Source organism: Pedobacter cryoconitis, assembly GCF_014200595.1.
Lineage (GTDB): Bacteria > Bacteroidota > Bacteroidia > Sphingobacteriales > Sphingobacteriaceae > Pedobacter > Pedobacter cryoconitis_C.
This window is the reverse complement of the sequence record NZ_JACHCG010000001.1, coordinates 2,752,686-2,762,831: the sequence shown is the minus strand read 5'-3', so window position 1 is coordinate 2,762,831 and position 10,146 is coordinate 2,752,686. Positions and strand designations below refer to the sequence as shown.

The following is a 10,146-nucleotide window of genomic DNA, read 5'->3' as shown; positions in this document are numbered from 1 at the left end:
CAGATATGAAAGTAGTTATGTTTCCCGGACAGGGATCGCAATACAAAGGAATGGGAAAGGCTTTTTTTGATACATTTAAACAGGAAACTATACTGGCTTCTGATATATTAGGGTATGATCTGGAAGAGTTATGTATCAAAGATCCTGAGCGTCAGCTTGGGAAAACGGCATTTACACAGCCGGCACTTTATGTGGTGAATGCGTTTACTTATTATGCAAGTCAGCCGAGAACTAAGCCTGATTATTTTATTGGCCATAGCCTGGGCGAGTACAATGCTTTACTGGCGGCAGAAGCGTTTAGTTTTGAAACGGGACTGAGGTTAGTTCAAAAAAGAGGGGCATTGATGGCTGCTGCATCTGGTGGTGGAATGGCTGCGGTATTGGGTCATAAAGTAGAGGCTGTACAGCAAATGTTAGACGAGGGTGGGTATACTGATATTGATATTGCAAATATCAATACACCTACACAAATTGTGATCGCTGGCCCGCAGGATGCGATCAACAGAATTGTACAGGAATTTGAAGCCAGGAAGATCAAGATCTTTCCGCTTTTTGTAAGTGCCCCTTTCCATTCCAGGTATATGAAGCCTGCGGCAATCGAGTTTGAAGAGTTTTTAAAGAATTTTAGTTTCTCCGCGTTACAGACTCCTGTAATTGCTAATGTAACGGCAAAAGCTTATCAGGATAATCAGGTAACTGATTTACTGGCTAAACAGATTGAAAGTTCTGTGCAATGGACAGATACAATCCGGACGTTAATGGGAAAAGGTGTTGATGATTATGAAGAAACGGGCAGTGTTATCCTGACTAAAATGGTCAATGAAATTAAGGAAAACTGTACACCGATAGTGGAAGAAAGGGTAGTTGTGGAAGAAAAAGTGATTGCTGAAGAAAAACCACATACCAATGGTATACCTATCAAAGTAAATGGAAAAACAGCTGGCAAAACCTGCTTATCTACGCGTTTGGGAAGCCAGGCGTTCCGTAAAGATTATGGCGTGAAATACGCTTATGTTGCCGGAGCTATGTACAGAGGAATTGCCTCCCGTCAGCTTGTCGTGAAACTGGCAAAAGCAGGGATGCTTGGTTTTCTGGGGACTGGTGGAATGTCATTAGCAGAAATGGAACAGAATATTATACAGATCCAGCAAGAATTAACCAATGGCGAAGCCTATGGTGTCAATTTTCTGCATAATCTGAATGATCCTGCATTTGAAATGAAGGCTGCTGAACTTTTCCTTCGTTATGGGGTAACCAACATCGAGGCTTCTGCCTATATGCAGATGATGCCGGCCCTGGTTTACTATAGATTGAAAGGTTTAGAAAAAGGAGCTGATGGTGCAGTGCTTTGCAAGCATAAAATAATTGCGAAAGTATCAAGACCGGAGGTTGCAGAGGTTTTTATGCGGCCGGCGCCAGAAAAGATGGTGAAACGTTTGGTAGAAGATGGGTTGATTAGTGAAGAGCAGGCATCGCTTTCTAAGTTAGTCCCTATGAGTTATGATATTTGTGTGGAAGCAGATTCGGGCGGTCATACTGATCGTGGAATTGCAATGGTTTTGCTGCCTTCAATTCAACGTTTAAGAGCAGATATCTCAAAAGAATATGCTTATGGTCAAACTATTCGTGTAGGGCTTGCGGGTGGTATCGGTACACCACAAGCTGCAACTTGTGCTTATGTAATGGGCGCAGATTTCATCCTCACAGGGTCTATTAACCAATGTACTGTGGAAGCAGGAACCAGTGATGCTGTAAAAGACCTTTTACAAGATATCAATGTTCAGGATACGGATTATGCGCCAGCCGGTGACATGTTTGAAATCGGGGCGAAAGTACAGGTATTGCGCAAGGGAGTACTGTTTGCCGCCAGAGCTAACAAACTTTATGCCTTATATAATCAGTATAACGGGTTGGATGAGATCCCTGAAAAGACATTGATCCAGTTAGAGAAGACCTATTTTGGTAAAACAATAGCCGAAATATGGGACGAAGTAAGGGTTTACTGTAAAGCAGCAGGAGCAGAAGCTGAAATTATCAAAGCGGAACAGAATTCAAAGAATAAAATGGCTTTGGTATTCCGCTGGTATTTTGGATATACGAACAAACTAGCATTTGAAGGGAATATAGAAAATAAGACCAATTTCCAAATCCATACAGGTTCTGCCCTGGGTGCTTTTAACCAATGGGTAAAGGGTACGCAGCAGGAGAGCTGGAAAAAGCGCCATGTAGATGAAATAGGTATTAGTATTATGGTTGGTGCGGCGAAATTATTAGAGGATGCTGCTTTAATGGTAAACAATTAAATGATTAAAAGCGGTTTGAAACCTATTGTATTGTTGTTTTCCGGGCAGGGAAGTCATTACCGGGGCATGGGCAGGGAATTGTTTGAACAATACCCGAAGTTCAGAAGCAGCCTGGAAGAGATGGATAAAATTGTCCGGAAACAACTGAACAGCTCTTTGATTGAAGAACTTTACACGAAAAAAGAAGAGCCTTTTGAGGAACTGCTGATTACGCATCCGGCAATTGTTGCTGTTGAAATTGCTTTGTACGAAGTGATCACAGATATGGGGATCAAGCCAGATTTTGTATCTGGTAATAGTTTAGGGGAATTTGCTGCGGGCGTGGCTAATGGAATCTGGGATGCCACTGCGGCTATAGAGGCTGCTATAGAACAGGCAAAGTCAATATGCCGCAGTGATATCGATGGGGGAATGCTGGCTGTATTAACGGAGGAAGAAAAATTGAAAGACCTTTATTTACAGCATGGGCTATTTCTTGCATCAAATAATTTTAATGGACATTTCACTTTATCGGGCAGAATGCAGGATTTAGAACTGTTTGAACAGGAACTTTCCCGCCGGGAAATCAACTTTTTCCGTTTGCAGGTAACCTGTCCGTTTCATTCTCCTTTATTACAACAGGCAAGTGTTAGTTTTAGTCAGTATACAGCCTCTGCGACTGCTTTGGGCAATCCTAAACCTGGTTTTGTGTCTGGTTTTACAGCAAAAGAGATGGATGTACTGACGGATGATTATTTCTGGCAGGTGGTGAGCCGGTACACTAATTTTCCGGAAACAGTTAGTTTTTTTGAAAATATGGGTCCTTGTTTATATATTGACATGGGGCCTTCGGGAACCAGTGCTGCTTTTGTTAAATACAATTTACAATCGGATACTGAATCTGAAATATTTCAAATTATGAGCCCCTATAAGGGAGAAATGAAGCAATTGAAAAAGTTACAGGCTATTATCGGGTAAAAACAGAATAACATGGAAGTCAAACTTTTTCGGGTATCGAATGAAAATATAAAAAATCAGTGTTATCTTATTTATGAAGATAACGCTGGTATTCTGGTAGACCCTGCATGGGATTACGAGTTGATCAATGATTTTTTGCAGGATAATCAAATTATATTGAAAGGTATTCTTTTAACGCATGCGCATCATGACCATACGAACCTGGCGGCTGCTTTTGCAGAAAAACATGAAGTGCCTGTTTATATGTCGGCGATTGAAATCCGGCAATATAGTTTTACCTGTCCACAGCTGGTTGCGGTACAGCATTTACAGGAGTTTGTAATTGATGACTTTACAGTTACGGCACTACTGACCCCCGGTCATACTAAAGGAAGTACATGTTATCTGATTGGTGAACATTGTTTTACAGGAGATACTGTTTTTATAGAAGGGGTAGGGATCAGCGATGATCTGAATGTAAATTCCTTGTTTTATTCAGTACAATTTATAAAGCAATATCTGCCAGCGAATACGCTGATCTGGCCGGGACATTCCTTTGGACAAACTCCAGGTAAAGAACTCAGCTTTTTATTCCGGAATAATATCTATTTTCTGCTGAACCGCAGAGAGGCTTTTGTAGAATTCAGAATGCGGAAAAATCAACCTGATCCTTTTGCTTTTAAATAATTTCTGATGCGTAGTATTGTTGTTGAAAAACTTGTTTTGCAGCGGGCTGACGGCGTATTTCCTGCCGCCATTGCTATTGTGAACCAGACCCTGAGTGAGTTAAAGAACATTCGTTATTCATTTTTGCACCCTAATGAACTGAATTTCTTTGAGACCCTGAAATTTGCAAGAGTGCAGCATAGTTATTTGCTGGGAAGGTTTGCTGCTAAAAGAGCATTGTTCGCCTTTCTGGAAAACTTCGTGATGACAGAGGTAGAGATCGCTGCCGGAATATTTCAGCAGCCTATAGTGTATTTACCGGGTACAGGAAATATACAACTCAGTATCGGACACAGAGAAGAAATGGGAATTGCTATAGTTTACCCGGAGAGTCATCCTATGGGGGTAGACGTCGAATTGGTGGAGCAGGAGCAAAGTGAAACCATCAGGGACATCGTCGCTTTGGGAGAGCAGAATAAACTCCAGCTGATCCATAGCGATCCGGGCAAAAGTCTTACACTTTTATGGACGATGAAAGAAGCATTGTCTAAAGTGCTGAAAACGGGTTTAATGACCCCTTTTGAGTTGTTTGAAATTGATAATGTACAGCGTCAGGATGATATTGTGATTTGTCATTTTGTTAATTTTCCTCAGTATCAGTCTTTATCATGGCTGGCTGATGGTTATGCCTGGTCCATTGTTTTGCCCAGGAAAAGTGAATTAGACCTGAAGGTGATCAGGCATTTGTATTTATAAAAAATGTAAGATCAGGTATCCTGGATAAAGAAGTTTCCGATTTCAACTGGCCGCTGGTATTTTTTGACGAAATTTCTTACGCTTACCGGTAAATATAAATAGCCAATTCCGTCAGTGCCTAAAAGACCACTATGGACAGGGCTGAGCTCAGAAATCAATTTGTCTTCAAGCTGCAAAATAAACTCCGGACCAAAAAAACCTCCGAATATGGAAGCAAAATTTGCCATGAGTTCAGGATCTATATTTATAGGGTCTTGTAACCAGGCGGGAAATTGTGCCCCAAATTTTGAGGTGGTTAATTTTGAGCCTTCAAACCATTCCTGCCCTGCGGGAAAATCTTCTTTGCCTTCTTGCTCCGAGAATCTGGTCAGCACTATTTTCTGCTCAGGAATCGGAATTGGCAAATCTGCCATCTCCACAGCCCGTCCTGTATCATAATGTAAAATAACTTTTACTGTACCATTCTTCATTTTCTCTGCCTGTTTCGGGTCATTAACAGTATACATGCCTGGCATATTACTGCCAACCCCGAATTCCGGATGTATTTTTACTGATAAGAATATACTGATAGCGTAGTTGCTGTCTTCCAGTAAATTATTAACCGCATAACCGGCATCAAAAAGATCTTTCTTTAAAGACATTAAAAGCAACATTGGCTTTTGGGTAACCGGACAAACAGGGTAATCTGCGATTTCAATATTGGCTGCTCCGCCAATCCGGGAAGCGGACTCCTGCTGTTCTAAATTTGTTGTTGTGATATGATACATAATTTGCTAAATCGGTAGCAAAATAGTTATAATGTTCATTTTATTGTCTGCTTTGATTTAAATACCTACTTTTAAAAGCTAACCATTTGTCTTGCCGTATGAAATCAAAAATCAGCTTTTCGCTTTTTATTGCGCTTACTTTTTTATTTGTAAACCAATCCTCCGCTCAAAAAGGCTGGATTGATCTTTTTAATGGAAAAGATCTGAAAGACTGGAATATTAAAATTTCCAAGCATAACTATAACGAGAATTATGCAAATACCTTTCGTGTAGAAGACGGGCTGATGAAAGTAAGTTATGACGGTTATAAAGATTTCGATCAGCAATATGGCCATATATTTTATAAAAAACCTTTCTCTTATTATCTGTTAAAAATAACCTATCGTTTTGTTGGTGAACAGGCTAAAGGAGGAGAAGGCTGGGCTTATCGAAATAGCGGAGCTATGCTGCATGGGCAGGCACCTGAAACTATGCTGAAGGATCAGGATTTTCCAATTTCTGTAGAAGGACAGCTTCTGGGTGGTGATGGCACACACGATCGCCATACCAGCAATGTCTGCACGCCCGGTACGCAGATCGTGTATGAAGGAAAACTCTTTACCCCACATTGTTTAGATTCCAGATCAAAAACTTATGCTGGTGATCAATGGGTTACTGCTGAATTCTTAGTTTTAGGAGATTCCGTAATTAAACATATTATTGATAAAGAAGTAGTGCTTGAATATACAAAACCTCAGATCGGTGGGGGGAATGTATCCAACTACGATCCGAAAATCAAAGTAGATGGCAAAGCGTTGACCGGCGGCTACATTTCTTTACAAAGCGAAAGTCATCCTATTGAATTTAAAAAGGTAAGGCTCTATAATCTGGAGCCTTACGCAAAAAATAAGACCGATTTAGCTCAGGTCATTGCAAAGGTTTTAAACGAATAAATCCTTATTCATTGATCATTGGTTTGTATTTGTACCAATTAGCTCCGATTATCCAAAGATTGATCAGGAAAAATGGCAAGGCGATAACCAGACCACTTGGTTCGAAAATAGCATTATGAACTATAATACCTACCATAACTGGCAAAATAACAATAGCGCCCAGCGCTCTGTACTTCGGTAGCATAAACAGCAGGCCACCTATAATTTCAACAATTCCTGTTAAGGGCATCAGCCAGGAAATTCTAACAAAAGCTTCCATGAGCTTCATTTGCTCCGCGCTCATTTTTGGCATGGGCATGTAATTAAAGAATTTGTTTAATCCGGCATTGATAAACATCAGACCGAACAGGATACAGAGTACAGTTTTTACGATTTTCATTTTAATTAGATTTTGGTGGAATTTAAATTACTGTTTAAAATTTGAAAATCAATAGGTTAGCCTGAAAAAAAATGGCAAGAGATTGTTTTATTTGATATGTTGCTTTCTATATTTTGATGGAGGGATCCTGGTAACCGCCTTAAACTGCTTGCTAAAATGTGCCCAGCTGTTATAACCACTATCATAACATATTTCTAAAACAGGCCGGTTTGTTTCTCTTAATAATTTACAGGCATGCCCGATCCTGATCTCTTTTATGAAATCAAAATAACTTTTTTTAATATTCTTCTTAAAAAAACGACAGAATGCAGGAATGGACATACTGGTAATCCCTGCTACTTCTTTTAAAGAAATCGGATCCAGAAAATGCTTAAAGGAATAGTCTATGATCGTTTCAATGACTGAATTTTCTTCACCGCTGGTCATCGTATCAAAAGCAGTCGTAATAATCTTTTGCTGCGTTGAAGTACTAATCTTCTGCATACAATTAATCAGGAGCTGGATACGCTCAATCCCTGCGGCAAATTCCAGTTGTCTGATCAATACAGCGACATCATCTGATAAGTTTTCCTGGAGCTGAATCCCTGTATTTTCACTGTCTAATAGCCCGGCTATATTTTTCATCTCCGGCAAGGCCAGAAAGCCTTCACCCCAGAAATCTCTCATGAAATGAATTACAATTGCGCTTCCAATGATGATATTCTGTGATTTTCTAAACCAGTGTGGTACGTTTGTATTGAGCAAAAAGATATCTCCTTGCTTATATTCTCCAATATAATCACCTATCAATGCAGTCCCGTTTCCTTCGGTAATCAGAATTAATTCACATTCCAGGTGCTTATGCCAGGCCGTTTCAAAATCAGGTGTTTTGTAAGTCCGGCAAGCGAAAGAGTTGTATTCTTCCACATGGATTTTCTGAATAAGTGTCTTCATAAAACTGAAAATGTATGTGATTCAACTGCTATCTGAACATGAAATAACGATGCTAAATCCAATAAGTGATCAGATAGCAGATTTTTTTCAATAAATAACGGTTGAACAGGGCTTGTGTTATTCTGTAGATTTAAAACTAACGAATTCTTTGACGCGGAGACAATTTTAACCTGAATAAAACCAAATATATTTTTATGAATGAAATATCAATAAAAGCTGATTATGGAAGATAGTACATATGATGCGATTGTAGTCGGTTCCGGTATCAGCGGTGGCTGGGCGGCAAAGGAACTTTGTGAAAAAGGTTTAAAAGTCCTGATGTTAGAACGCGGAGGGCCTTATGATCATATCAAAGATTATAAGACGGCACAGAAAAATCCCTGGGAGTTTGAACACCGTGGTGCTACAACAGCCGAACAGAAAAAGAAATATCCTGTTATTCATCGCGGATGGGCAGCCAATGAGGCGGTAATGGATGGTTGGGCAAATGAACAGGATTGTCCTTATACGGAAACCAAACCATTTACCTGGTGGCGCAGTTACCGGATGGGCGGACGCTCTATTTTATGGGGCAGACAATCTTATCGCTGGAGTCAGCTGGACTTTGAAGGAAATGAGAAGGACGGTATTGCCACACCCTGGCCGATTGGTTATGCAGATCTTGCCCCATGGTATGACCATGTAGAGAAATTTGCAGGGATCAGTGGCTCTATAGAAAATATTGCGCATTTACCTGATGGACACTTTTTACCGCCTATGGAATTAAATTGTGTCGAGAAGGATATGGCACAAAGAATAAAAAAGGAGTACCATGAAAAGAGACATCTAATTATTGGGAGGGTGGCTAACCTGACCGCTGCCATTCCCGGAAGAACAAAATGTGAGTTTAGAAACCGCTGTTGGGAAGGATGTCCGTTTGGTGGTTATTTCAGTACACAATCATCTACTTTACCAGCGGCAATGAAAACCGGAAATCTTACGGTAAGACCTTATTCATTAGTGAAACAGGTGCTATATGACAAGAATTCAAAAAAGGCAACAGGAGTAGAGATACTCGATACAGAGACTAATCAGACTTATGAGTTCAAAAGCAAGATCGTTTTCTTATGCGCTTCTACATTAAATACAGCCTGGGTATTATTTAACTCTGCAACCGATGTCTGGCCGGGTGGTTTAGGAAGCAGCAGTGGTGAATTAGGGCATAACGTAATGGATCATCATTATAATGTAGGCGCTTCAGGATCTGTTGAGGGTTTTGAAGATCAGTATGTATTTGGCAGAAGAGCCAATGGATTCTATATCCCGAGATTTGTGAATTTAGGGGGTGATAAAAGAGATTACCTGCGTGGCTTCGGCTACCAGGGAGGTGCAAGCAGGGAAGGATGGGGCAGGGAGATTGCCGAACTGAATATTGGCGGCGATTTTAAGGATGCTTTAGCAGAACCGGGGAAATGGACAATCGGGGCAACCGGGTTTGGTGAAATCCTTCCTTATCACGAGAATAAAGTCTCTCTGGATAAAAATAAAAAAGATAAGTGGGGTTTGCCTGTGCTGGCTATGGATGCGGAGTTGAAGGAGAATGAGTTCAAAATGCGCAAAGACATGAAGGAAGAAATGAGGGCAATGTTTGATGCCGCAGGAATAAAAAATATCAATACCTGGGACAACGGGCATGCTTTAGGGCATGGTATCCATGAAATGGGAACAGCAAGAATGGGTAGAGATCCAAAGACCTCCGTTTTGAATAAATGGAACCAGGTTTGGGACTGCATGAATGTATTTGTGACTGATGGCGCTTGTATGACTTCTTCAGCTTGCCAGAACCCTTCGTTAACTTATATGGCTTTAACGGCAAGAGCGGTAGATTATGCCGTGAGTGAATTAAAGAAAAATAACATTTAAGCGGATGGAAAGAAGAGAACTTTTAAAGATGATTGCACTGCTTACTGGTGGTGTGATGATTGGAGGTAATGCTTTACTGACTGGCTGTAGCCCTGAAAAGGGAAAATTGCTAAATAATTCAATCTTTAGCAGGCAGGATCAGGATTTTTTGGACGAAGTAGCTGATACGATATTACCTGCTACAAAAACTCCCGGAGCCAAGGCGGCTAAAGTGGGGGCTTTTATGACGGTGATGGTGAATGATTGTTATGAAGAAAAAGATCAGAAAGTATTTAAGGAGGGGATTGCTAAACTCAATGCAGCCTGTGAAAAGATGCATGGCTGTGAATTTATGAAGGCCAGCAAGGAGCAAAAACCGGCCTTACTGGTTATACTGGATCAGGAAGCTAAAGCATATCAGGCTAAAAGAGGTGACTTACCTGCCCATTATTTTACCATGATGAAGCAATTGACACTTTTGGGGTATTTTTCTTCAGAACCCGGTTGTACTAAGGCAATGCGTTACATCGCTGTACCAGGCCATTATGAAGGATCAGTTCCTTATAAAAAAGGCGATAAAGCCTGGGCTTAGT

General features: G+C 40.6%; 10 protein-coding genes. 7 read left to right on the top strand and 3 right to left on the bottom strand.

Features of this window, described 5'->3' with window-relative positions:
• The first annotated feature begins 5 nt into the window (after positions 1 to 5).
• The 4 genes from fabD to HDE70_RS11875 are packed head-to-tail and all read left to right on the top strand — an operon-like array spanning position 6 to position 4,661.
• On the top strand, positions 6 to 2,303 hold the full coding sequence (fabD, locus tag HDE70_RS11890) for an ACP S-malonyltransferase (protein WP_183869750.1): 2,298 nt from the start codon (positions 6 to 8) through the stop codon (positions 2,301 to 2,303).
• Positions 2,304 to 3,260: an acyltransferase domain-containing protein gene (locus HDE70_RS11885; protein ID WP_183890282.1), complete on the top strand. Its 957-nt coding sequence runs from the start codon at positions 2,304 to 2,306 to the stop codon at positions 3,258 to 3,260. It abuts the gene before it with no gap.
• 12 nt (positions 3,261 to 3,272) lie between these two features.
• Entirely contained in the window at positions 3,273 to 3,926 is a 654-nt protein-coding gene (locus tag HDE70_RS11880) for an MBL fold metallo-hydrolase (RefSeq protein ID WP_183890280.1), read from the top strand.
• Between the two features lie 6 nt (positions 3,927 to 3,932).
• Positions 3,933 to 4,661: a 4'-phosphopantetheinyl transferase family protein gene (locus HDE70_RS11875; RefSeq protein ID WP_183890278.1), complete on the top strand. Its 729-nt coding sequence runs from the start codon at positions 3,933 to 3,935 to the stop codon at positions 4,659 to 4,661.
• An 11-nt stretch (positions 4,662 to 4,672) separates the two neighbouring features.
• Here the strand turns inward: HDE70_RS11875 and HDE70_RS11870 are convergent, their stop codons facing one another.
• Positions 4,673 to 5,428 (bottom strand): hypothetical protein, encoded by a 756-nt coding sequence (locus HDE70_RS11870; RefSeq protein ID WP_183890276.1) that lies wholly within the window; start codon positions 5,426 to 5,428, stop codon positions 4,673 to 4,675.
• A 98-nt stretch (positions 5,429 to 5,526) separates the two neighbouring features.
• On the opposite strand from HDE70_RS11870, the gene HDE70_RS11865 reads away from it, so the two are divergent.
• Positions 5,527 to 6,360 carry a DUF1080 domain-containing protein gene (locus tag HDE70_RS11865; RefSeq protein ID WP_183890274.1) on the top strand — a complete coding sequence of 278 codons (834 nt, stop codon included), beginning with the start codon at positions 5,527 to 5,529 and terminating at the stop codon, positions 6,358 to 6,360.
• A 4-nt stretch (positions 6,361 to 6,364) separates the two neighbouring features.
• Here HDE70_RS11865 and HDE70_RS11860 read toward each other — a convergent pair whose 3' ends face one another.
• Together HDE70_RS11860 and HDE70_RS11855 are read right to left on the bottom strand one after the other, a co-directional pair.
• Positions 6,365 to 6,739, bottom strand: a complete 375-nt coding sequence (locus tag HDE70_RS11860; RefSeq protein WP_183890272.1) for a DoxX family protein — start codon at positions 6,737 to 6,739, stop codon at positions 6,365 to 6,367.
• A gap of 87 nt (positions 6,740 to 6,826) precedes the next feature.
• Positions 6,827 to 7,672: an AraC family transcriptional regulator gene (locus tag HDE70_RS11855; RefSeq protein WP_183869757.1), complete on the bottom strand. Its 846-nt coding sequence runs from the start codon at positions 7,670 to 7,672 to the stop codon at positions 6,827 to 6,829.
• 222 nt (positions 7,673 to 7,894) lie between these two features.
• Between HDE70_RS11855 and HDE70_RS11850 the strand changes: the two genes are divergently transcribed.
• On the top strand, positions 7,895 to 9,574 hold the full coding sequence (locus HDE70_RS11850) for a GMC oxidoreductase (RefSeq protein ID WP_183890270.1): 1,680 nt from the start codon (positions 7,895 to 7,897) through the stop codon (positions 9,572 to 9,574).
• Between the two features lie 4 nt (positions 9,575 to 9,578).
• On the top strand, positions 9,579 to 10,145 hold the full coding sequence (locus tag HDE70_RS11845; RefSeq protein ID WP_183869759.1) for a gluconate 2-dehydrogenase subunit 3 family protein: 567 nt from the start codon (positions 9,579 to 9,581) through the stop codon (positions 10,143 to 10,145).
• Position 10,146: the final 1 nt, after the last annotated feature.